Here is a 23,313-nt window from a genome sequence, read left to right on the forward strand (position 1 = left end):
CGCCATCCTTACCAGAGCGCGATCTCGTAGGTGAAATAGAGGCGGTTGCTGTCGCGTCCCCGGGCGAATTCGGAACGGTACACGTAGTTGCGCAGCTTCACCCCCAGCCCCTTGAAGCGGCCTTGCTGCACCACATAGGCCAGTTCGGCATCGCGCTCCCATTCCTTGATCGCGGTGTTCGAGCGGCCGTCGCTGCCGCTCAGGTAGCGGGTGGAAAACGCCAGCCCCGGCACCCCGAGCGCGGCGAAGTTGTAGCCGTAGCTGAGCATCCAGGTTTTCTCGTCTTCCTCGATGAACTTGCCAATGCCCACGTTGCTGAATGAGTACACCGTGGCGCCGCTGATGTAAGGCAACCCGGCATCCCCGTTGAGCACCTGGTAGCCGCCGCCCAGGGTATGGCCGGCAATGGCATAGGACAGCAGGCCGCTGAGCATATCGTTGTCGATGTTGCCGCCGTAGGCCGAACCGCTGTCGCTGCTGTGGAAGTAACGCAAGTCACTGGTCAGTACGCCGGCGCCCAGCTTCAGGTCGTGCTGGATACCGGCGAAGTGCTGCCGGTAGAAGTTCTCGAGCTCGCCGTAGAAGTAGCTCAAACGCAGGTTCTTGCCGAGCTTGTAGTCGCCCCCGGCATAGGTGAAGTCCCCGGACTTGTCGCCGGCATAACCGTCCGCAACGATCGGCACGCTGTCGCTGGAATCGCGCAGCTTGAAGCGATCCAGCCGGCCAGCGGTGAGCGTCAGGTTGTCGATGTCGCTGCTGGTGAGCTGCGTGCCCTGGTAGGTCTGCGGCAGCAGGCGCGCGTCGTTGTAGATCAGCACCGGGTTCCTGGGTAGCAAGGTGCCGTACTTGAGCGTGGTCCCGGCCAGCCTGGCCTTGGCCGTGACACCGGCACTGGCGAACTCGTCGGCGGCGCGACCGTCGTCATGCACCGGCAACAAGCCGGTACCGCTGCGGCCCCGTCCCGAGTCGAGCTTGACCCCGACCAGGGCCAGCCCGTCGACGCCCAGGCCGAGGGTGCCGGGGGTGAAACCCGACTGGAAATCCAGCAGCAGGCCCTGGGCCCACTCCGTGCGCTCGCTCTTGGCCGTGCGTGCCGCCCGGGCACTCAGGCCATGCTCGTCACGGAAGTTCTCATTGAAATAGACATTGCGCAGTTGCAGCTTGAGCGTGCTGTCGTCGCCGAAACCTGCCGCGCCAACGGTTGTCAGCGGCAACAGCGCGGCCAGGGGCAGCAACGCCCCACGGGTGATCGAAAGGGTCATATCGGACTACTCATTGTTGTTATTCGAGGTGTTGCGCGCGCCACGCCCGTGGCGCGCCGGGGAACCCTTGGTGGTTCAGGGATGGCCCAGGAGAACGGGCTCAGGAAAACAGGGTCAGCGCGCCGGTCAGCAGGGCCAGGGCGGTAATCACCAGGGAGGTCAGCACCGCCCATTTGACGGTGGCTCTCTGGAAGTCGCCGATGTCGCGATCGACCATGCCCACCAACAGCAGGGTCGAGGCCACCAGCGGGCTCATCAGGTGCACCGGCTGGCCGAGGATCGAGGCCCGGGCGATTTCCAGCGGATCGATGCCATAGGCCGCCGCGGCATTGGCGAGGATCGGCACCACGCCGAAGTAGTAGGCATCGTTGGACAGCACGAAGGTCAGCGGCATGCTGGTGATGGCCACCACCAGCGGGAACAGGTGCCCCCACGACGGCGGGATCCACTCCACCAGGGTCTGTGCCAGGGCATCGACCATCTTGGTTCCGGAGAAGATCCCGGCAAAGATGCCAGCGGCGAACACCAGCAGCACCACCGTCATGGCATTGCCCGAATGGGCGAGGATCCGCTCTTTCTGCAGCTCCAGCTGCGGGTAGTTGATCATCAGCGCCAGCACGAAGCCGATCAGGAACAGGATCGCCGAATGCATCAGCCCCATCACCAGCGCCACCATCACCGCCACCACCAGCATCAGGTTGACGTAGGCCAGCTTCGGTCGCTTGCAGGGTGTGTCCTCGACTATGGCCTTGATGTAGCAGTTGCCTCCACCGCTCTGCAGTTGAGTGTTGCCGATGCGCTTGCGCTCGGCGCGGCCCAGCAGAAAGGCGCTGAACACCACCCAGGCCGCACCGCCGATCATGGTCGGCAGCAACGGCACGAAGTACTCGCCGGCATCCAGCCCGAGGGCGGCAATGGCCCGGGTGGCCGGACCGCCCCAGGGGGTCATGCCGCTCATGATGCTCAGGGAGAGCATGGCGATGGTGGCAAGGATCATCGGGTTCATGCCGATGCGCTTGTACAGCGGCAGCATCGCCGCGCAGGTGATCATGTAGGTGGTGGTGCCGTCACCGTCCAGGGCCACCAGCAGCGACAGCAACGCGGTGCCGACGGCGATCTTCACCGGGTCGCCGTTGACCCGCTTGAGGATCTTGCGAATCAGCGGGTCGAACAGGCCCGCGTCGATCATCAGGCCGAAGAACAGAATCGCAAACAGCAGCAGTGCCGCGGAGGGGGCGACCATTTTCAGGCCGTCGAGCATCATTTTTCCGGTGCTGCCGGCAAATCCGCCGAGCACCGCGAAGACGATCGGCACCAGGGTCAGGGCAACGATCGGGGACAAGCGCTTGGTCATGATCAGGAACGTGAACACGACCACCATGGCCAGGCCGAGTAATGCAAGCATGTGGGATTCTCTTGTTGTTATGGACAAGCATGGCCGACGCCCAGGCGCACGGCCCCCTTACCCGCCAGGCGGAGCCTGGCGAGGGTTGCAACCGGGTCGAACGGTGTTGTGAGGGCGCCGCGAACGGCTAGAGGTGTTTGCCGGTCTGCACCGGCTCCCAGGCTTCGTCACTGGCCTGGGTATTATTCGCCGCCTGGCCATCCAGGGCCTGCAGCAGCACCTGGCGTTCGCAGGCGTTTTCCGACAGCGAGATCACGACCGTGGCCACGGCATTGCTGGCCAGGCTGGTGAGCGCCCGGGCCTCGGACATGAAGCGATCGATGCCGATCAACAGCGCCAGCCCCGCCAAGGGGATGTCGTGGATTACCGTCAGGGTCGAGGCCAGCGCGACGAAGCCGCTGCCGGTGACACCCGCCGCGCCCTTGGACGACAGCAGCATGATCGCCAGCATCGTCAGCACCTGCCCCAGGCTCAAGTCGATGTTGCAGGCCTGGGCAATGAAAATCGCCGCCAGCGACAGGTAGATGGCCGTGCCGTCGAGGTTGAACGAGTAGCCGGTGGGCAGTACCAGGCCTACCACGCCTTTCTTGCAACCCAGCGCCTGGAGCTTTTCCAGCATGCGTGGCATCACCGGCTCGGTGGACGAGGTACCCAGCACCACCAGGAATTCTTCACGCAGGTAGCGCAACAGCTTCCACAGGCTGAACCCGTGGGCGCGACAAAGGCCGCCCAGCACCACGAAGACGAAGAATCCACAGGCGATGTAGAGGGTCATGATCAGCTTGGCCAGGGCGCCCAGGGAGGTAATGCCGTACTGGCCGACCGTGAAGGCCAGCGCGCCGAACGCTCCGATCGGGGCAAAGCGCATCAGGTAGGAGAAGATCTTGAACACCATGTGCGAGGCGGCTTCCAGCACATCCAGCACCGGCTTGCCGCGCTCGCCCAGGGACGACAGGGCAAAGCCGCAGAGCACTGCGATGAACAAGACCGGCAGCACCTCACCCTTGTTGAAGGCGCCGATAAAGGTCTCGGGGATGATGTGCATGAAAAACTCCACCACACCCAGCTTGGCCGCCGACTCGGTGTACTGCGACAGGCCCTGGGTACTCAGCTGGGTGGGGTCGATGTTCATCCCCGCGCCGGGCTTGAACAGGTAGACCGCCACCAGGCCGATGATCAGGCTGATCACCGTCAACGCCAGGAACAGCAGCAAGGTCTTGCTCAGGAGGCGCCCCAGGGAGCGCTTGTCGTTCATCCCGGCGATCCCGGTGACGATGGTGCAGAACACCACCGGCGCGATCATCATCTTGACCAGCCTGATGAAGGCATCGCCCAGAGGCTTGAGGGCAATGGCCTGCTGGGCCCAGAAGTGCCCGACCACCACGCCCAGCAGCACGGCACAGATGATCTGGAAGTAGAGCGATTTAACGACTTTCATGGCATCACCCATTTTTAGAATTGTTCTGATGCGAACGACTGTCACTGCGGTGCAGGACTATCCGGCCAGGCGTTGTGACGCCGGGGCGTAGACGAAACCGGAGAACAGCCTTCGCGCGGTGCGCACCACCGAGGCGCGAATGGTCTCTCCCTGGTTGCCGGTGTAGGACAATACGACATCGATCCCGCCACTGGGGTGCTCCAGGCGCACTTGCTTCAGTTGCGTGGCTCCGCCCAGCAGTTCGGCGGCGACACTGCCCGCGCTGACACAGGCGGTGGCCAGGCCGATGGACCCGGTGATAGCCAGCGCGCGATGGCAACTGTGGGGCATGAAATAGCGCACCTGCAAGGTTCCGCCCGCCTTGGCCGGGGAAACCAACACCGGTTTGGGAATCACCTTGTCACTGACGTCGCCCAGTCCCATGGCCAGGCCGGCCTGCAAGCGCAAGGACTCCAGCCGCTCCAGAAAGGCTTTGTCGGCGTCCAGCTCGGCGGGAGACTCATCGCCGCGCTTGCCCAATTGCCCTGCCTCGACGATCAGCATCGGCATGGCCATGTCGATGCAAGTCACCGGTACGCCATCGATCAGGTCCAGGGTGTTCCCGGTGGGAAAGAGTTTGCCGGTCTTGCTGCCCGCGGCGTCGAGGAACGTCAGTTGCACAGGAGCGGCGGTGCCGGGCACGCCATCGATGGCGGTATCGCCTTCGTAGCTGACCTTGCCCGCCGGCGTCTGCACCAGGGAGTGGACGAAGGTGCCGGTATTGAGATTGCGGATCCGCACCTGGGTCTGCTCGCCAGTGGCCTTGACCAGGCCTTGCTCGACGGCGAAGGGGCCGACCGCGCACAGCATGTTGCCGCAGTTGGGCGCCGTATCGACCCGGCGCTGGGACACCATCACCTGCACGAACAGGTAGTCGACATCGGCCTCGGGGTGCAGCGACGGGCTGACGATCGCGACCTTGCTGGTCTGCGGACTGCCACCGCCAATGCCGTCGATTTCCAGCTCATGCCCCGAGCCCATCAGGTCGAGCAGCAGCTCATCGCGCTGCTCGATGGACACCGGCAGATCCCAGGCGAGAAACACCGGTCCCTTGGAGGTACCGCCGCGCATGAGCACACAAGGAATTCGTTGCATGGACATAGACTCTTGTTAATCAATCGGGTTAATTGATGTTCTGGGCACAAGAGTGTCAGGGAACGAACGATGTTTCCAATGCAAAGATCGTAGCGATTATTGCGTTTCACACATGAAAATTCTAAAGTGGCAGCGCCTGCCTTCCTGCCCTCGCCTGAGACGAAAAACATGGAATATGAGCTCCAGGACATAAGATCCTTCGTGAAAATCGCCGAACTCGGCAGTTTCCATGAAGCCGCCGATGCCCTGCACTTGTCCCAACCGGCCCTGAGCCGCCGGATCAAGAAGCTGGAGGAAGGCCTGGGCACCGCCCTGCTCGACCGCACCACGCGCAAGGTCAGCCTGACCAGCGTCGGCCGGGATTTCCTGCCCAAGGCCCGGCGCCTGCTGGATGACTTCGACGACTCGATCCTCAATATCCGCGAACTGGCGGAACGGCAGATCGGCCAGGTGACCCTGGCCTGCATTCCCACCGCGGCCTTCTACTTCCTGCCGTCGGTGATCCGCCTTTATAACGAGCGCTATCCGAAAATCCGCATCCGCCTGCTCGACCTCAGCGCCAATGAAGGGCTGGAAGCGGTGCTGCGCGGCGAGGCGGACTTCGGTATCAACATGATGAGCGGCCAGCACCCGGACATCGAGTTCGTGCCCCTGGTCAACGAGCCTTTTGTACTGGCGTGCCGGCGTGACCATGAGCTGGCGAAAAAGACCTCAGTCACCTGGTCGGAACTCAGTGATTACCGGCTGATCGGCGTCGGCCGCCTGAGCGGCAACCGCATGCTGCTGGACCACGCCCTGTCCGGCCTGAGCTGGCGTCCCCAGTGGTTCTACGAGGTGCAACACCTGTCCACCTCGCTGGGCATGGTCGAGGCCGGGCTCGGCGTGTCGGCCATGCCCAGCCTGGCCATGCCCGCAGCCGACCACCCGACCCTGGTGAGCATTCCGTTGAGCGAACCGGTGGTCAACCGCACCCTGGGCCTGGTCTACCGGCGCGGCGCCTCGCTGTCGCCCGCCGCGGAAAAGTTCGTGTCGATCCTGCTTGAGCAGTGGCCGCATTGACGGTTCGTGGCGCAGGCAAGCTGGCGTGGAAGAGCACGAACACCTGAAACCTGCGCCTGACAACCTGCGGCGTATCGGCCATTAACGGCTGACTGCGCCGGGCCCAGACTTTATGCTGCACAGCCATCCCCCCATGGAACCTGCGGGCCAAACGGTTGCCTGAGGCGCAGCCGTTTTTTCCGTGCACCACCCAATACCCGTTTTCCCAGGAGTAAGCCCATGCCCCATGAAGGCAACCTGTTGCAAGCCGCTGTCGTGTTCCTGTTCGCGGCGGTGCTGACCGTCCCCCTGGCCAAGCGCCTGCAACTGGGGGCCGTGCTTGGCTACCTGCTGGCCGGGGTGATCATCGGCCCGGCGGTGCTGGGGCTGGTGGGCAACCCGCAGAGCATCAGCCATGTGTCGGAGCTGGGCGTGGTGTTGCTGCTGTTCATCATCGGCCTGGAGCTGTCGCCACGGCGCTTGTGGGTGATGCGTAAATCGGTGTTCGGCGTCGGCCTGGCCCAGGTGCTGCTGACCGGGGTGGTGATCGGCTGCGTGGCCCTGTTCCTGTTTGGCCAGCCGCTGAACAGCGCCATCGTGCTGGGCCTGGGCCTGGCGTTGTCGTCCACCGCCTTCGGCCTGCAAAGCCTGGCCGAACGCAAGGAGCTGACCAGCCCCCACGGGCGCCTGGCCTTCGCCATCCTGCTGTTCCAGGACATCGCGGCGATTCCATTGATCGCCATGGTCCCGGTGCTGGCCGGGGTCGACCACAACACCAGCAGCGCCGAAGACCTGCGCCATGGCCTGCAAGTGCTGGGCAGCATCGCCGTAGTGGTGATTGGCGGACGTTATCTGTTGCGCCCGGTGTTCCGCGTGGTGGCGCGCACCGGCCTGCCGGAAGTATCTACCGCCACCGCCTTGCTGGTGGTGATCGGCACTGCGTGGCTGATGGACATGGTGGGCGTGTCCATGGCCCTTGGCGCCTTCCTTGCCGGCCTGCTGCTGGCAGACTCGGAATACCGCCATGAACTGGAAGCGCAGATCGAACCCTTCAAGGGCCTGCTGCTGGGGTTGTTTTTCATCAGCGTCGGCATGGGCGCCAATATCGGCCTGCTGTTCAGCGCGCCGATCGCGGTGCTGGGCCTGACCCTGCTGCTGATCGCCATCAAGCTGCCGCTGCTGTTCGTGGTCGGGCGCCTGGCCGGTGGCCTGGGGCGCTTGAGCGCGGTGCGCCTGGGCGTGGTGCTGGCGGCCGGCGGTGAGTTCGCCTTCGTGGTGTTCAAGATCGGCCGCGACCAGGGCCTGTTCGAGGCGCGCCTGTATGACCTGCTGGTGCTGACCATCACCCTGTCCATGGCCCTGACCCCACTGCTGCTCCTGGCCTGCGCACGCTTCTTGCAGCCCAAGGCCAAGCCCGTGGAGATGCCCGCCGAGTACCGCGAGATCGAAACCGACGCGCCACGGGTGGTGATCGCCGGCATGGGCCGGATGGGCCAGATCGTCGCGCGGATCCTGCGGGCGCAGAAGATCCCCTTCGTGGCCCTCGACACCTCGGTCGACACCATCGAGCTGACCCGCAGCTTCGGCGGCATGCCGGTGTTCTACGGCGACCCGATGCGTGCGGAAATCCTCAAGGCGGCCAAGGTCGGCGAGGCGGAATATTTCGTGATCGCCACCGACGACCCGCAGACCAACATCAACACCGCCGCGGTGGTGCGCAAGCTCTACCCGCACATCAAGATCATCGCCCGCGCCCGTAACCGCCAGCACGTGCACAAGCTGGTGGACCTGGGTGCCGAGGCGGTGCGGGAAACCTATTACTCGAGCCTGGAAATGAGCCGCAAGGCGCTGATCGGCCTGGGCCTGACCCACGCCCAGGCCGACTCGCGGATCAAGCGCTTCACCGCCCACGACGAACAGGTGCTCGAAGCCCAGCACGCGATCTACGACGACCACGCCAAGATCCTGCAATCGGCCCAGGAAGCCCGGGCCGAACTGGCGCGGCTGTTCGAGGCGGATGAGCAGGACGAGCAGGCCGAAGGCGTGTTGCCGCCACCGCGCTGAGCATCGAGCTATGCGGTGCGGCTGAGATCTTTCGCGAGCAAGCTCGCTCCTACAGAGAAGCACCACGATCCCTGTAGGAGCGAGCTTGCTCGCGATGGCGTCGGGCCTGACTCCATCCCCTGGGCTCCTGACACCATCTGTCAGTCAGTTGCGCTACAGTGCTCGACGCCCCGTCCCGAATGGATACGCCGATGACCGCAGCCAGCCCCAGCGCCCCCGCCCTCAAGGAAATCTTCAACGTCGAACGCCTGGAACACATCGCCCGGGAAATGCTCGCGGTGTACCCGGCGTTCGACCACCGCGGCTTTCTCGCCCAGGCGAAACAGGGCCTCGCTGACCTCTCGGTGATGCAACGCCTGGCGCGGGTCAGCGAAAGCCTGCAGGCGGTACTGCCGGCGGATTACGAGGCCAACCTCGCACGGCTGTACGACCTGGCCCCGCGCCTGAACAGCCGCTTCGTCTGCATGTTCCTGCCGCACTATGTGGCCAGCTACGGCGGGCACGCCTTCGAGCGCTCGATGCAGGCGCTCAAGTATTTCACCGCCTTCGGCTCCTCGGAGTTCGCCATCCGCCCGTTCCTCGCCAATGACCTGCCGCGCACCCTGGCGGTGATGCGGGACTGGGCCCGGGACGACAACGAACATGTGCGCCGCCTGGCCAGCGAAGGCAGCCGCCCGCGCCTGCCCTGGTCGTTCCGCCTGGAGCGGATCCAGGCCGACCCGAGCCTGGCGGCGCCAATCCTCGAACGCCTCAAGGCCGACCCCAGCCTGTATGTGCGCAAGTCGGTGGCCAATCACCTCAACGACATCACCAAGGACCATCCCGACTGGGTCCTGGCGCTGATCGAAGGCTGGTCCCTGGACAACCCGCACACCGCCTGGATCGCCCGCCACGCCTTGCGCAGCCTGATCAAGCAGGGCAATCGCCGGGCGCTGGCGATCGTCGGCGCCGGCCAGGCGCCGCAGGTGAAGTTGCAGGGTCTGCGGGTCGAGCCGGCGGTGATCCGCCTGGGGGAACGGATCAATCTGTCCTTTGCCCTGGAGTCCACCGCCGACGCCAGCCAGCGCCTGGTGGTGGATTACGCCATCGACTACGTCAAGGCCTCGGGCGGCACCAGCGCCAAGGTGTTCAAGCTCAAGGCCTTCACCCTGCCCGCCAAGGCCCGGGAACAGCTCGGCCGCGCCCAGCACATCCGCGAACTGACCACCCGCCGCCACTATCCCGGGCGTCATGAGCTGCATATCCTGGTCAACGGCGAGCGCCTGGGCAGCACGGCGTTCGAGATCCACAACTGAAACCGCAAGGAGCGACCATGCAGCCCCATCCGCTGAAAACCCTGATCGAAGCCGCCGACCGCGCGATCACCGCCGAAGACTTCGACAGCCTGATGGATTTCTACGCCGAGGACGCCACGCTGGTGGTCAAGCCGGGCCTGGAAGCCCGGGGCAAGGAACAGATCCGCCGGGCCTTCGTGGCCATCGCCGAGCACTTCAACCACAGCATGGTGGTCCGGCAAGGCGCGATGCAGGTCATCGAAGGCGCCGGCACCGCGCTGGTGATCATGCACACCCTGCTCGACACCCTGGACCGGGACGGCATCGCCAGCACCCTGGAACGGCGCGCCACCTATGTCTTTCGCCATGAGCCGTCGGGCGCCTGGCGCTGTGTGATCGACAACTCCTACGGCACCGACCTGCTCGACGGCTGAGCCCGCGGGCGGCGATCTCGTAACAAATTGTTTCGCAAAATCCGCCGAGCGACTTCTTGCGAAAACAACGGAAAACCGCCTGGAAGCGTTCAGCTTGCAGATATGGCTTTGCGCCATATCTGCGGGGACGAAAACCCTGTTTCGAGGAAAAATTCCAGCGCTGCGAACGCCCTCTCCCGCCGTCCAACGATCTCGACCGAATCGAAGAAACCACTCTATCTCGGGCCTTACAGCCGAAACGAATTGTCAGACAATGCTGTAAATCCGTATTGCGATAAATTATCATTTGGCGCCTCCCCCGCTAGCCACCCCGCCTGTCACGCGCGATTCGCCGTGTGCGAGGTGGCTGATTTCAATGATTCACCCGAGGCGCTCATGTACCGTTTTCCGCTTTACCGTCCCCTGATCTGCGCCGGTCTCGGACTGCTCTCCTGGCAAGCCCTGGCTGCCTATCAACCGCAATCGGAAGCTGCCCTGGCCGCCGACGCCGTGATGGAATGCCAGTTCAACGCCGACCACAGCAGCGACTGCACCACCACCCAGCACTACACCATCCTCACCCCGGCGGGCCGGGAAATGCTTTCGCGCATCGACTTCAGCTATGCCGAAACCGATGGCTTCGAACTGCGCAAAGCCGAATTCACCCAGCCGGGCGGCAAGCCCGTGGCGCTGGCGCCGGCGCAGATCGATACGCGTACCGCACCGAATCCGGAACAGGGTTTCCTGCGCGAAAAGCAGACGTCCCTGGCCTTCCCCAACCTGCGGGTCGGCACCCGGCTCAGCTATACCGTGCAGCAGCACTACGCGGCCAAACCGCTGCTGGGGCAGTTCCACTCGGTGCTGCAGTTCGGCCCCAAGCCGGTGCGCCAGGACAGCTTCAAGATCACCTACCGCGCCACGCGCCCGATCATCTGGCGCAGCGAGCAGATGGACGACTACCGCTTTACGGCCTCCAGCGATCGGAAAAAACTCACCATCGAGCAGAAGGCCCCGGTCTTCCTCAACTACATCAATGAACCCTCGATCGGCTTTATCCGGCAGGTGCCGCGGGTCGAGCTGGGCAGCAGCACCGAGGTGCAGGACTATTTCGGCCCACTGGCCCAGCGCTACCAGCAGATACTCGCCACGCCCCTGCCGCCGGCCAGCGCCAAGGCCGTGGCCGCCTTGCGCGAGCTGCCGCCCGCCGAGAAAGTCGCCGGGCTGATGCAGCACATCAACGACAACTACCGCTACCTGGGCGACTGGCGCGCCACCGAACGCGGTTACGTGCCGTTCGAGCTGGAGCAGATCGAACAGCGCGGCTATGGCGACTGCAAGGACCTGGCGGTGCTCCTGGCCGCCATGCTAAAGGCCAGCGGGATCAAGGCCGAGCCGGCCTGGGTCAGCCGCGAGAACGTCGTCGCACCGCTGTTGATCCCTGGCACCCACGCGCCGAACCATGCCATCGTGCGGGCCGAGGTCGACGGCAAAGTGTGGTGGCTGGACCCGACCAACCCGGTGTTCGACCCGGGCCGCAGCATGCCGGACATCCAGGAGCGCTGGGCCTTTGTCAGCGACGCCAACGGCCAGGTGCGCCAGGACTACATTCCGCTGGAAGCGCCGGACACCAGCATCGTGCTGGACAAGCAGGAGCACTTCGACCGCGCCGGCCAGGCTCGGGTCAACGCCCGTATCGAATTCAGCCACATGGAGCTGATGCGACTGATGGTGTCCGACAACCAGAACGGCATCGCCAGCAACGACCAGAGCCTGTGCGAGCGTTTCACCCGGGAACTGCGCGACTGCCAGATCGATCGCGAGCCGACCGCCTTCGTCGCCCCCAAGACTTACCGGGTCAAGGCCTCCCTGACCGACCTCAAGCCACTGGAAAACATCTCCGGCAGCTACTTCTACAAGAGCCCGGCCCTGGAGGGCGACTGGGACTTCCTGGTCAACTATCGCCGCAACGGCCAGCTGGCGGACCTGTACATCGGTGACGCCAATACCCTGCGCTACACCATTACCCTCTCCGGCGCCCAGCTGGACAAGGACGTCAAGGCCTGCAACGTGCGCTCGCCCTGGTTCGACATGGACCTGCGCAGCGAACGGGTCAAGGGCGAGTACCGCTACCACTACCGCCTGAGCCAGAAAAAACGCTGGCTGAGCCATGAGGACATCGTCAGCGCGCCGTTCGAGGCCATGGTCAGCCAGGCCAAGGACTGCTCCGAGCAAGCGCGGCAGTTGGTGCAGCTCAAGGGTGCAGCGAAAAAGAGCTGATCCGCCCCCCTCTGTAGGAGCGAGCTTGCTCGCGATGAACGCAAAAGCAACGCGCTCATCCAGGTGATACGCGTCATCGTTGACGCCCATCGCGAGCAAGCTCGCTCCTACAAAAAACAATTGCCCTAGCCGGTTTCCGGCGTCGACTCGGCGAGCAGCAAGCCTTGCTCGGCCGCGCACAGCTCGACCAGGTAATCCCACACCACCCGCAGGCGCACGGATTTGTGCAGGTCGCGCCGGGTGCTGATCCAGTAGGCGCGCTGGATGCTCTCGCCGGGCAGCAAGGGCACCAGCTGCGGATCGCCGGCGGCCATGTAGCACGGCAGCACGGCAATGCCCAGGCCGGAGCGCGCGGCCTGTTGCTGGGCGATCACACTGGTGCTGTGGAACACCACCTGGGGGTTGCGGCAGAAACTGTTGAGGAACTTCAGTTCCTGGCTGAACAGCAGGTCGTCGACATAATCGATCCAGGCATGTCGCCCCAGGTCCTCGCGGCTGCGCAGCGGCGGCGCGCGGTCCAGGTACGCCTGGCTGGCGTACAGGGCCAGGCGGTAGTCGGTGAGCTTGCGAGTCACCAGCATGTCGGCGTTGGGCCGCTCCAGGTGGATGCTGATCTCCGCCTCGCGGTTGAGGATGCTGACAAAACGCGGCACCGCCACCAGTTCCACCTCCAGCCCCGGATAACGCTCGAACAGACCGCGCAGGCGGCTGGCGAGAAACATGATGCCCAGGCCCTCGGTGACGCCCACGCGGATCTTGCCCAGGGGCGCGGTGGACTGAGTGATTTCCTCCTGGGCCAGCAAGGCCACGTTCTCCATGGCCTCGGCATGCTTGAGCAAGGCTTCCCCGGCCGGCGTCAGTTCGTAGCCCTGGGCATGCTGGACAAACAGCGCGGTGCCCAGGCTTTTCTCGATCGCCTCGATATGCCGGGCCACCGTGGCGTGGGTGGTCTTCAGCCGCTGGGCCGCGGTCAGCAAGCGACCGCTGCGTTGCAGCTCGAGAAAAAACCGCAGGTCGTTCCAGTCGAACATGACTCTTCCTTGCAGATGCCGGGGGAAGCCACTGTTTAAAAACGCACAGCGGCTGAGCAAAAACTAACATTCTTTTAACGAAAGCTAACAACTAGGATGAGCCCAACAAGAACGATAAAGCGAGGTCATGGATGCTGCCTGCCTTCGATCCATACGACTACATAGTGGTCGGCGCCGGCCCTGCCGGTTGCCTGCTGGCCAATCGGCTGTCCGCCAACCCGGCCCACCGCGTCCTGCTGCTGGAAGCCGGTGGCCGCGACAACTACCCCTGGATTCACATTCCCGTCGGCTACCTGTTCTGCATCGGCAACCCGCGCACCGACTGGTGCTTCAAGACCGAAGCCGAACCCGGCCTGCAAGGCCGCAGCCTGAGCTACCCGCGCGGCAAGGTGCTGGGCGGCTGCTCGTCGATCAACGGCATGATCTATATGCGCGGCCAGGCCGGCGACTATCAGCGCTGGGCCGCCGACGGCAATCCCGGCTGGAACTGGCAGGACGTTCTGCCGCTGTTTCGCAAAAGCGAAAACCACTTTGCCGGCGACTCGCAGTTCCATGGCGCCGCCGGCGAATGGCGGGTCGAGCGCCAGCGTCTGTCATGGCCGATCCTCGATGCCTTCCGCAGCGCCGCCGAACAGAGCGGCATCGCCAGCATCGACGACTTCAACGACGGCGACAACGAAGGCTGCGGCTACTTCCAGGTCAACCAGAAAGCCGGGGTGCGCTGGAACGCCGCCAAGGCCTTCCTCAAGCCGATCCGCCAGCGGCCCAACCTTACCGTGCTGACCGGGGTCGAGGTCGATCGCGTGCTCCTGGAAAACGGCCGCGCGGCCGCGGTCAGCGCCCGTCACCAGGGCCAGCCGCAGACCTTCAAGGCCCGCCGCGAAATCATCCTCAGCGCCGGCGCCATCGGCTCGCCGAGCATCCTGCAACGTTCGGGAATCGGCCCCGCCGCGCTGCTGCAACGCTTAGGCATAGGCGTCGCCCACGAGCTGCCGGGGGTTGGTGGCAACCTGCAGGATCACCTGCAACTGCGGCTGATCTACAAGCTGGAAAACGCCCGCACCCTGAACCAGATCGCCGGCAGCCTGTGGGGCAAGCTGGGCATGGGCCTGCGCTACCTGTACGACCGCAGCGGCCCGCTGTCCATGGCGCCGAGCCAGCTGGGGGCCTTTGCCCGCTCAGGGCCGGAGCAGACTTCGGCCAACCTCGAATACCATGTGCAGCCACTGTCGCTGGAGCGTTTCGGCGAACCGCTGCACGCCTTCCCGGCCTTTACCGCGTCGGTCTGCGACCTGCGTCCACAAAGCCGTGGCCGGGTGGAAATCCGCTCCGCCGACCCGCAGGCGGCGCCGCTGATCCAGCCCAACTACCTGAGCCACCCGGAAGACCTGCGGGTCGCCGCCGACGCCATTCGCCTGACCCGGCGCATCGTCGCCGCGCCGGCCCTGCAAGCCTTCAAGCCCACGGAGTACTTGCCGGGGGCCGAGTTGCAGAGTGAGGAACAACTGCACCAGGCCGCTGCGCGCATCGGCACCACCATCTTCCATCCGGTGGGCACCTGCCGCATGGGCCAGGGCACGGATGCGGTGGTCGATGCCGAGCTGCGGGTGCATGGCATCCCCGGCCTGCGCATCGCCGATGCCTCGATCATGCCGTACATCACCTCCGGCAATACCTGTTCGCCGACGCTGATGATCGCCGAGAAGGCCGCCGAGCTGATTCTCACTACCTCGACCAGGAGCCCTGCCGCCGAAAAACAAACCGTTACCCCCGCCTGATCGTTGAACCCTTGTAGGAGCGAGCTTGCTCGCGATGATGGCCGCAAGAGCGATGCAAGGTTCAAGGGCCTATCGCGAGCAAGCTTCGCTCCTACAGAGGCAGGCACAGAAGATAGCGACGCCACGCCGGCGCCGACAGTGGAACAACAAAAACAATCACTGTGAGGGATATCGATATGTCGGAACATGCTCAATCGCTGGACGCGGCCGCCGCCGCGCCCACCAGCCAGGAAAGCCAGAAAGTCATCTTCGCCTCGTCCCTGGGGACGGTCTTCGAGTGGTATGACTTTTTCCTCTACGGCGCCCTCGCGGCGGTCATCAGCAAGCAGTTCTTCGCCGGGGTCAACGACACCACCGCCTTTATCTTCGCCCTGATGGCGTTCGCCGCCGGGTTCGTGGTGCGGCCGTTCGGCGCCCTGGTGTTCGGTCGCCTGGGGGACATGATCGGGCGCAAGTACACCTTCCTCGCCACCATCATTCTCATGGGCCTGGCGACCTTCGCCGTGGGCCTGCTGCCGACCTACTCGAGCATCGGCATCGCCGCGCCGATCATCCTGGTCGCCCTGCGCATGCTCCAGGGCCTGGCCCTGGGCGGTGAATACGGTGGCGCCGCGACCTACGTCGCCGAGCACGCGCCCCAGGGCAAGCGCGGTTTCCACACCAGCTGGATCCAGTCCACCGCGACCCTCGGCCTGCTGCTATCGCTGCTGGTGGTGCTGGGCTGCCGCTACTTCACCGGCGACCAGTTCGAAGTCTGGGGCTGGCGCCTGCCGTTCCTGCTGTCGATCGTGCTGCTGGGCATTTCCACCTGGATCCGCCTGAGCCTGCACGAGTCGCCGGCCTTCCTGAAGATGAAAGAAGAAGGCAAGGCCAGCAAGGCGCCGATCCGCGAGTCCTTCGGTAAATGGGAAAACCTCAAGGTGGTGCTGATCGCCCTGTTCAGCATCAACGCCGGGCAAGCGGTGACCTTCTACGCCGCGCAGTTCTACGTGCTGTTCTTCCTCACCCAGTTCCTCAAGATGGACCCGGCCCTGGCCAACATGCTGCTGATCATCAGCGTGGTGATCGGCGCGCCGTTCTTCATCTTCTTCGGCTGGCTGTCGGACAAGGTCGGCCGCAAACCGGTGCTGATGGTCGGCCTGTTGCTGGCCACCGCGCTGTACTTCCCGATCTTCAAGTCCCTGGCCCACTACGCGAACCCGGCCATCGACCAGGCCAGCCGCCAGGCGCCGATCAGCGTGCTGGCCGACCCCGCCACCTGCACCTTCCAGTTCGACCCGGTGGGCAAGGCGCGTTTCGACAGTCCGTGCGACAAGGTCAAGACCTTCCTGGTCAAGCAGGGCCTGCCCTACACCAGCATCGCCGCGCCAGCCGGCAGCCCGGTGCAGGTCAACGTCGGCGAGGTGCAGATCGACGGCTTCGACGAAGCCGCCCTGCGCGGTGCCGTGACCCTGGCCGGCTACCCGCAATCGGCCGACATCCAGAACGTCAACAAAACCATGGTCGTGGTGCTGATCGTCGCCCTGATCCTGATCGCCGCCATGTGCTACGGCCCGCTGGCGGCGCTGATGGTCGAGCTGTTCCCGACCCGCATCCGCTACACCTCCATGTCTCTGCCCTACCACATCGGCAACGGCTGGTTCGGCGGCTTCCTGCCCACCGTGTCCTTCGCCCTGGTGGTGTACACCGGCGATATCTTCTACGGCCTGTGGTACCCGGTGGTGATCACCGGGGTCAGCCTGCTCGTCGGCCTGACCTGCCTGCGGGAAACCCGCAACGTCGATATCGACAAGAACTGAAAAGCCCCGGAAAACCCTCGCTGGCGATAGCGCCCCAAGGATGGTTGCAGGCCTTGGGGCCATCATCGTCAGCCAAGGGTAGCGGCCAAAAAAACGGCGCGCCATGGCGCGCCGTTTTCGTTGCTGTCGATCAGGCCACGATATCGGTGGTCGCCGCCTGGCCGATGGTGCCCACGGCGAAGTCCACCGCGCCAAGGCCAGTGAGGTCGACCAGCAAGCTGGTCTGGTCGGTCTCGGCGTAGTAGGTCAGGATCGCGTCGCCGGCGTGGCCGGTGAAGCCGCTGACGAAGTTCAGGGTCGCCTGGCCCGAGGCGAACTGCGCCAGGCCGCTGAGGTCGATCTTGTCCTGGCCACTGGTGAAATCCATGATCCAGTCGGGCTCATCGAAGGTCGAATCGGATGCCGCGCCGAACACGAAGGTGTCCGCCCCTGCCCCGCCCCACAGCGTGTCGCGACCACCGCCGCCGTAGAGGATGTCGTTGCCGGCACCGCCTTCGAGGATGTTGGCCGCGGCGTTGCCGATCAGCAGGTCGTTGCCCGAGCCGCCAATGGCGTTTTCCAGGGTCACGCCATGGGCCACGAACACGTTGCCCACCAAGCCGCCGACGTCGGAGAACGAGCCCTCGTTGAGGTTGATCTTCTGGTTCTGGGTGAAGCCGGAGAAGTCCAGGGTGTCGTTGCCGCCGCCGTCCCACACCGAGAACACCAGCTTGGAGGCGGATGAGCTGGCGCTGTAGAAATCGCGCCCGGTGTTGGAGTTGAAGCCGTACACGGTGTCGTCGGCGCGGGTCTCGTGGTTGGCACCGTAGAGTTTCTGCACCGCCACGATGTCGTCCATCAAGGGGGCCGAAGCGTAGGCGCCACCGCCGTCCTTACTGAAGTTCTGCCCGGTGTTGCTCTCGCTCCAGTAGCTCATCAGGCTGTAGCCGCGCGTGTCCTGGGCGTAGGTGGCATCGTTGTAGGTCGGGTTGCCGTTGCCGGCGTTGTAGGCGCCCGGATGGGACAGGCCCAGGCTGTGGCCGATTTCGTGGGTCAGGGTCTGGCGACCGTAGTTGCCGTTGCCCGGGGTTTCGTTGACCCGGTACTGATCGTTGATCAGGTACCAGGACTGGCCGTCATAGCTGCTGCCCGAAGGCAGGTAGGCGAAGGCCGCGCCACCGGTGCTGACGTTGTAGTTGCCGAAACTCAGGTGCCCGTCACCGCCGCTCGCCGCTTCGTTGAAGCTCACATTGGCCACGTCCGACCAGGATTGCAGGGCCAGGAACGCCTGGGCTTTCTGCAACGCGCTGAACTCGCTGAAGGTACCCAGCTTGGGGTTGTAGTTGGCCGGTTCGCGGGTGAGGAAGCTATAGCTCAGCTCGATCTTGCCGTCGCCGTTCTGGTCGTGCCAGGACAGGTTCTTGCGCAGGATCTGGTCGGCGGCCTGGTCCGCGGTGTACGACGGCTTGCCATTCACCAGCTCTGCGCCGCCACGATCATAGGCATGGCTGAAGGCAGTGATCAGTTGGTAGGCATCGCTGCCTGGAGCTGCCGAAAAACCGGCATTTTCTTTGGCTTTTGACATCATTTACATCCTTGTTCAACGCTGAAAATTTCCGATAGACCACGGCGACCTGTTAGCGAGATCGTCCTATCACTCGCCCTATTCAAGGCGGGGAAAAACTGACACAGAGATCGGCGCCTCGTCCACGATTTTTATTGTCCGACAATATGCCCAGACAACCTTTCATATCATTAAAATCGCCGCCAATCCCTTACCCAAGCACGCCATACGCTAAGCTTCAGCGCTAACGGAGCCCCCTGCTGCACCCGGGCTTCTGCCTGTTTCCTGAAGGAGTCCACGATGAAAAAAATCCTCCTTAGCTGCGCCCTGTCGCTGGTCGCCAGCGCCGCCCACGCCGAAGGCATCCCGCTGTTTAACGTCGACTGTCCGGGCAATATTCCAGTCAGCGCGGAGGAAGGGGGACCGGTGTTCATCAACGGCAAAGAGGCCCAGACCAAGACCGTCAACGAGCGTTATTTCGAGGCCAAGGGCGCGGGCATCATGGTGTCCATCAGCGTGGAGGATGACGATTCGGTGGTCGTGACCTACAGCGGCAAGCAAGGCGCCAGCGGCATTTGCACCTCGGTCGACGACTGAGCCCTTCCCTGTAGCCGCTGCCGAGCCCGCGAGGCTGCGATCGGCCGCGAAGCAGCCGTAATGGGGGACATCGCGATTATCCAGACTCAACGCGTTCTCAGGTTTGCGCCTGCTGCGTCGGAATGCCGCCCAAGTCGTTCGCAGCCTCGGCAGCGGCTACGACGAGATGCCTCCTAGAACAACCCCATCTGCCCACCCACCAGGGTGCTGAAGTCGTCCTGCACGAACGGCAGGATGGCATCCGCCACCGGCTGCAATTGGCGGGTCACGTAGTGATCGTAATCGATGGCCGCGGTGCGGTTTTCCAGGGGTTCGGGACCGGCCAGGGTGATCACGTAGCTGATCCAGCCGCCGTTCTGATAGCGCTGGGGCCGGCCGTGCTGCTGGTTGTATTCGTCGGCCAGGCGCGCGGCGCGTACATGGGGTGGCACGTTGCGTTCGTAGTCGTCCAGCTGGCGGCGCAGGCGCTTGCGGTACACCAGTTGCTCGTCCAGCTCGCCGGCCAGGGTGCGCCGCACGTAGTCGCGCACATAATCCTGGTACGGCTGGCGATGGAAGATCCGCTGGTACAGCTCCTGCTGGAACTGCTGGGCCAGCGGCGACCAGTCGGTGCGCACCGCTTCCAGGCCCTTGTAGACCATCTCCTGGGTGCCGTCGGCGCGGGTCACCAGGCCGGCGTAGCGCTTCTTGCTGCCCTCCTCCGCGCCACGAATGGTCGGCATCAAAAAGCGGCTGAAGTGGGTTTCGAACTGCAGTTCCAGGGCGCTTTCCAGGCCGTATTCATCGCGCAGGTGATCGCGCCACCACTGGTTGACGTGCTGCACCAGGGCGCGGCCGATGCGCGCGGCATCCACCTCGGCGTGGGCGCTGCCGAGCCAGACGAAGGTCGAGTCGGTGTCGCCGTAGATCACCTTGTGGCCCTGCGCTTCGATGAGCTGGCGGGTGCGGCGCATGATTTCGTGGCCGCGCATGGTGATCGACGAGGCCAGGCGCGGATCGAAGAAGCGGCAGCCACTGGAACCGAGCACGCCATAGAAGGCGTTCATGATGATCTTCAGCGCCTGGGACAGCGGCGCATTGTGTTCGCGCTTGGCCACTTCGCGGCTCTCGGCGACCCGGGCGACGATCGACGGCAGGCAATGCCGGCTGCGGGAAAACCGCGCGCCGCGAAAGCCCGGCACCGACTCGTCGTCCGCCGGGTGGCGCAAGCCTTCCACCAGCCCCACCGGGTCGATCAGGAAGCTGCGGATGATCGACGGGTACAGGCTCTTGTAGTCCAGCACCAGCACCGACTCGTACAGACCCGGCCGCGAGTCCATGACAAAACCGCCGGGGCTGGCCTCCGGCGGCTTCTCGCCGAGGTTCGGCGCGACGAAGCCCTGGCGGTGCATCAGTGGCATGTACAGGTGGGTGAAGGCCGCCACCGAACCGCCGCTGCGGTCGGCCGGCAGGCCGGTGACCGTGGCCCGCTCGAGAAGAAAGGTGAGCAGCTCGGTCTTGGCGAAAATCCGCGTCACCAGCTCGCAGTCCTTGAGGTTGTAGCGCGCCAGGGCGGGCTTGTCCTCGGCGAACATACGGTTGATTTCGTCCATGCGCTGGTAAGGGTTGTCGATCGACTTGCCTTCGCCGAGCAGGGTCTGGGCGACGTTTTCCAGGCTGAAGGACGGGAAGCTCCAGGTCGCCGAGCGCAGGGCTTCGATGCCATCGATGATCAGGCGCCCGGCGGCCGCGGCGAAATAATGGGTACGGCTGCCGTGTTCGCGCCACTGCATCTCCTCGCCACCACGCCCCAGGCGCAAGGGCACCGCCAGGCGGCGCGCGTGTTCGTGCAGCACCCGCAGATCGAACTGCACCAGGTTCCAGCCGATGATCGCGTCCGGATCGTGCCGCGCCAGCCACTGGTTGAGCCGCTCGAGCAACTGCTCGCGACTGGCGCAGAACTCCAGGTCGAAGTCCACCGCGCTGTCGTCCTCGCGAGCACGGCCGAGCATGTACACCTGGCGCTGGCCACAGCCTTCCAGGGCGATGGAATACAGCTCGCCGGTCTCGCTGGTCTCGATATCCAGCGACACCAGCTTCAACGACGGTCGGTAGTCCGGCGCCGGCTTCATCTGCGCCTCCAGCAGCATCCCGCCCTCGCCCGGAGTACCGCCGAACCACACCGGCGCGGTGATGAAGCGCTCCATCAGGTAGCGCTCGGGCGGCCGCACATCGGCCTCGAACACCTCGACGCCGGCGCGGCGCAAGGTCTTTTCAAGGCGGATCAATTGATTGTGCTGCGGGCAGTACAGGCCCAGCACCGGGCGGTGCTGGAAGTCGCACAGGCCCAGGGGACGCAATTCGACATCGCGATCGTCGGTCAGCAGGCGCCGGGCCTGTTCCTGCTGTTCGGCGGGAATGAAGGCCACGGAGGTCTGCACCGGCAAACGGATCTGGCGCGGCCCGGCATCGGTCGCCAACCAGAACTCGACCTCCGTGCCTGCCGGCGTGTCACGCCAGTGCCGGGTCAGGACGAAGCCCTGCTGTAAATCCACCACTGCAACCTCAAGAACCTGTTTCAAGGCCTTGATTCTACCTGCCTTCGGTCGCGATAGCCCGTTCCGGGCATGTGCCGAAAGGTTTTGTCGGACAATATGTAGTGATTGAAAATTTTCACTACAAAACCGTTGACGAGGCGAATTTGCCCTTGCATGATGCAGGCGTCTCCCCGATCGGGAGACTTGGCAAAGGTGTTATGAGCAAGCTCGTCTGACCGCCGAGCTGTTAACCCGGATGTGTACTGCCCACAAGGCAGATTGATGAAACTGACCTGGCATGAACGTCCAGTACAAAGGGCGGGAAGCTGGCGAAAACTCCTCAAGATGCTTGTGGCCGAAACTGAAAACTTCGGCAGCTTGATCCAGGTTTACGCTGCTTCTCTTCGTTGTGACGCTATTGCGTAGCAGTTAATCAAGACGACTACACGCATCAGGCTCTGGGCCTTATCTGTATCCGACAGACACCCTCTGTCGCCCTGTTTCCGGTATCAGGGTTCAACTTACCGATGTAGCGATATCAATTAGCGACTCAACTAGATAGATCAAAATGGTCAAGGGGCTTACAAATGAATCTGAACAATCAACCTACTATTGATGAACTGGCTCGTATGTTCGCGGCACAGAAAGACAAACATGACAGCCACATCCTGTGGATTGCCAAGTCTGGCCAGGTCCATATCGACTGCCTGTCGCCCCACGCCCATGAAGAAGAGTTCGACAAGAACAACCAGGACCTGCTGGCCCGCCTGAAAATGTACCGCCGTGGCCAGGGCTACGTCGGCAAGAAGGCCGCCGCCGACAGGGACTTCATCGGACGGGTACTCGATACCCTGAAGAATGAATGGCAATCGCTGCAGAACAAGTCGGAAGTTCGGGTGATTGACCGGTTCTGCTAAGTGCAACTTGTCGTTGTCGCTGATCAACCGTTGATTCATTAAACAAGAAGGGACGCTCCAATAAGAGCGTCCCTTTTTTATTGCAACTTGCCGGTTATTTGGATGACGCGGTGCTTCTGCTAAACCGCGTTATCGTTGGTCGCTGGCTTACTTGACCTGACGCTGCGGCGCCTTGTGCACCATGGTGTAGGCATAGTCCACGCCCATGCCGTAGGCGCCGCTATGCTCGCGCACCAGGTCCATCACCGCGTCGTAGGTTTCCTTGTGCGCCCAGTCGCGCTGGAATTCGAGCAGCACTTGCTGCCAGGTCACCGGCACCGCGCCGGCCTGGATCATGCGCTGCACCGACATGTCATGGGCTTCCTGGGTAGTGCCACCGGAAGCGTCGGTGACGATGTACACCTCATAACCTTCGGCCAGGGCTTCCAGGGCCGGGAAGTTCAGGCAGACCTCGGTCCACAGCGCGGCCATGATCAGTTTCTTGCGTCCGGTGGCCTTGACCGCTTCCACCAGTTTCTTGTCTTCCCAGGAGTTCATCGAGGTGCGCTCGATCGGCTGGTGATCCGGGAACACGCTGAGCAGTTCCGGCCAGATGTAGCCGCTGAAGCTTTCGGTTTCCACCGAGGTGAAGATGGTCGGCACGTTGAAGATCTTCGCCGCCTTGGCCAGGCCCACGGTGTTGTTCTTCAGGGTCTGGCGGTCGATCGACTGCACGCCGAAGGACATCTGTGGCTGGTGGTCGATCAGGATCAGGGCGGAGTTGCTTGGGTTGAGCAGTTCACGGATAGACATGGCGCGTTCCTTTTGATGTCGATAGCTAAGTGGGT

Annotated in this window: 17 protein-coding genes; 9 read left to right on the forward strand and 8 right to left on the reverse strand. The window is 63.8% G+C overall.

Going from position 1 to position 23,313, the window contains the following annotated elements; translation table 11 throughout:
• Positions 1-8: 8 nt before the first annotated feature.
• From PVZ80_RS22290 to PVZ80_RS22305, 4 genes are all read right to left on the reverse strand, one after another.
• Positions 9-1,262, reverse strand: a complete 1,254-nt coding sequence (locus PVZ80_RS22290) for an OprD family porin (protein ID WP_041986781.1) — start codon at positions 1,260-1,262, stop codon at positions 9-11.
• A 100-nt stretch (positions 1,263-1,362) separates the two neighbouring features.
• Entirely contained in the window at positions 1,363-2,667 is a 1,305-nt protein-coding gene (locus PVZ80_RS22295; protein WP_273864567.1) for a CitMHS family transporter, read from the reverse strand.
• Between the two features lie 127 nt (positions 2,668-2,794).
• On the reverse strand, positions 2,795-4,117 hold the full coding sequence (gene dctA / locus PVZ80_RS22300; protein WP_016702814.1) for a C4-dicarboxylate transporter DctA: 1,323 nt from the start codon (positions 4,115-4,117) through the stop codon (positions 2,795-2,797).
• 45 nt (positions 4,118-4,162) lie between these two features.
• Positions 4,163-5,239 (reverse strand): 4-oxalomesaconate tautomerase, encoded by a 1,077-nt coding sequence (locus PVZ80_RS22305; RefSeq protein ID WP_009048383.1) that lies wholly within the window; start codon positions 5,237-5,239, stop codon positions 4,163-4,165.
• Positions 5,240-5,407: 168 nt separating this feature from the next.
• Here PVZ80_RS22305 and PVZ80_RS22310 point away from each other — a divergent pair, with 168 nt between their 5' ends.
• The 5 genes from PVZ80_RS22310 to PVZ80_RS22330 all read left to right on the forward strand — a co-directional run bounded on the left by PVZ80_RS22310 (position 5,408) and on the right by PVZ80_RS22330 (position 12,305).
• A complete protein-coding gene (locus PVZ80_RS22310) occupies positions 5,408-6,298 on the forward strand; it encodes a LysR family transcriptional regulator (protein WP_009048382.1) in 891 nt (296 codons plus the stop codon).
• 219 nt (positions 6,299-6,517) lie between these two features.
• Positions 6,518-8,341 carry a monovalent cation:proton antiporter-2 (CPA2) family protein gene (locus PVZ80_RS22315; RefSeq protein ID WP_016702815.1) on the forward strand — a complete coding sequence of 608 codons (1,824 nt, stop codon included), beginning with the start codon at positions 6,518-6,520 and terminating at the stop codon, positions 8,339-8,341.
• A gap of 191 nt (positions 8,342-8,532) precedes the next feature.
• Positions 8,533-9,636 (forward strand): DNA alkylation repair protein, encoded by a 1,104-nt coding sequence (locus PVZ80_RS22320; RefSeq protein ID WP_110175564.1) that lies wholly within the window; start codon positions 8,533-8,535, stop codon positions 9,634-9,636.
• A gap of 17 nt (positions 9,637-9,653) precedes the next feature.
• The gene (locus PVZ80_RS22325; RefSeq protein ID WP_009048379.1) at positions 9,654-10,049 is read left to right on the forward strand and encodes a YybH family protein; all 396 of its coding nucleotides are present in this window, start codon (positions 9,654-9,656) and stop codon (positions 10,047-10,049) included.
• A gap of 375 nt (positions 10,050-10,424) precedes the next feature.
• A complete protein-coding gene (locus PVZ80_RS22330; RefSeq protein ID WP_273864568.1) occupies positions 10,425-12,305 on the forward strand; it encodes a DUF3857 domain-containing transglutaminase family protein in 1,881 nt (626 codons plus the stop codon).
• A 125-nt stretch (positions 12,306-12,430) separates the two neighbouring features.
• Here PVZ80_RS22330 and PVZ80_RS22335 read toward each other — a convergent pair whose 3' ends face one another.
• On the reverse strand, positions 12,431-13,336 hold the full coding sequence (locus tag PVZ80_RS22335) for a LysR family transcriptional regulator (protein ID WP_009048377.1): 906 nt from the start codon (positions 13,334-13,336) through the stop codon (positions 12,431-12,433).
• Positions 13,337-13,467: 131 nt separating this feature from the next.
• Between PVZ80_RS22335 and PVZ80_RS22340 the strand changes: the two genes are divergently transcribed.
• Positions 13,468-15,114, forward strand: a complete 1,647-nt coding sequence (locus PVZ80_RS22340) for a GMC family oxidoreductase (RefSeq protein ID WP_273864569.1) — start codon at positions 13,468-13,470, stop codon at positions 15,112-15,114.
• A gap of 176 nt (positions 15,115-15,290) precedes the next feature.
• On the forward strand, positions 15,291-16,913 hold the full coding sequence (locus tag PVZ80_RS22345) for an MFS transporter (protein WP_016702820.1): 1,623 nt from the start codon (positions 15,291-15,293) through the stop codon (positions 16,911-16,913).
• Between the two features lie 130 nt (positions 16,914-17,043).
• Here PVZ80_RS22345 and PVZ80_RS22350 read toward each other — a convergent pair whose 3' ends face one another.
• Positions 17,044-18,477: a serralysin family metalloprotease gene (locus PVZ80_RS22350; protein WP_273864570.1), complete on the reverse strand. Its 1,434-nt coding sequence runs from the start codon at positions 18,475-18,477 to the stop codon at positions 17,044-17,046.
• Between the two features lie 279 nt (positions 18,478-18,756).
• Here PVZ80_RS22350 and PVZ80_RS22355 point away from each other — a divergent pair, with 279 nt between their 5' ends.
• Positions 18,757-19,053, forward strand: a complete 297-nt coding sequence (locus tag PVZ80_RS22355; protein ID WP_041986800.1) for a hypothetical protein — start codon at positions 18,757-18,759, stop codon at positions 19,051-19,053.
• 173 nt (positions 19,054-19,226) lie between these two features.
• On the opposite strand, the gene PVZ80_RS22360 is transcribed toward PVZ80_RS22355, so the two are convergent.
• Entirely contained in the window at positions 19,227-21,587 is a 2,361-nt protein-coding gene (locus tag PVZ80_RS22360) for a DNA polymerase II (RefSeq protein WP_162473259.1), read from the reverse strand.
• Between the two features lie 569 nt (positions 21,588-22,156).
• On the opposite strand from PVZ80_RS22360, the gene PVZ80_RS22365 reads away from it, so the two are divergent.
• Positions 22,157-22,486, forward strand: a complete 330-nt coding sequence (locus tag PVZ80_RS22365; protein WP_009048371.1) for a hypothetical protein — start codon at positions 22,157-22,159, stop codon at positions 22,484-22,486.
• Between the two features lie 147 nt (positions 22,487-22,633).
• On the opposite strand, the gene PVZ80_RS22370 is transcribed toward PVZ80_RS22365, so the two are convergent.
• Positions 22,634-23,278: a hydrolase gene (locus PVZ80_RS22370; RefSeq protein ID WP_016702824.1), complete on the reverse strand. Its 645-nt coding sequence runs from the start codon at positions 23,276-23,278 to the stop codon at positions 22,634-22,636.
• Positions 23,279-23,313: the final 35 nt, after the last annotated feature.

It is taken from the genome of Pseudomonas sp. B3G-3 (genome assembly GCF_028640915.1).
In the GTDB taxonomy this organism is placed as follows: Bacteria; Pseudomonadota; Gammaproteobacteria; order Pseudomonadales; family Pseudomonadaceae; genus Aquipseudomonas; species Aquipseudomonas chlororaphis_I.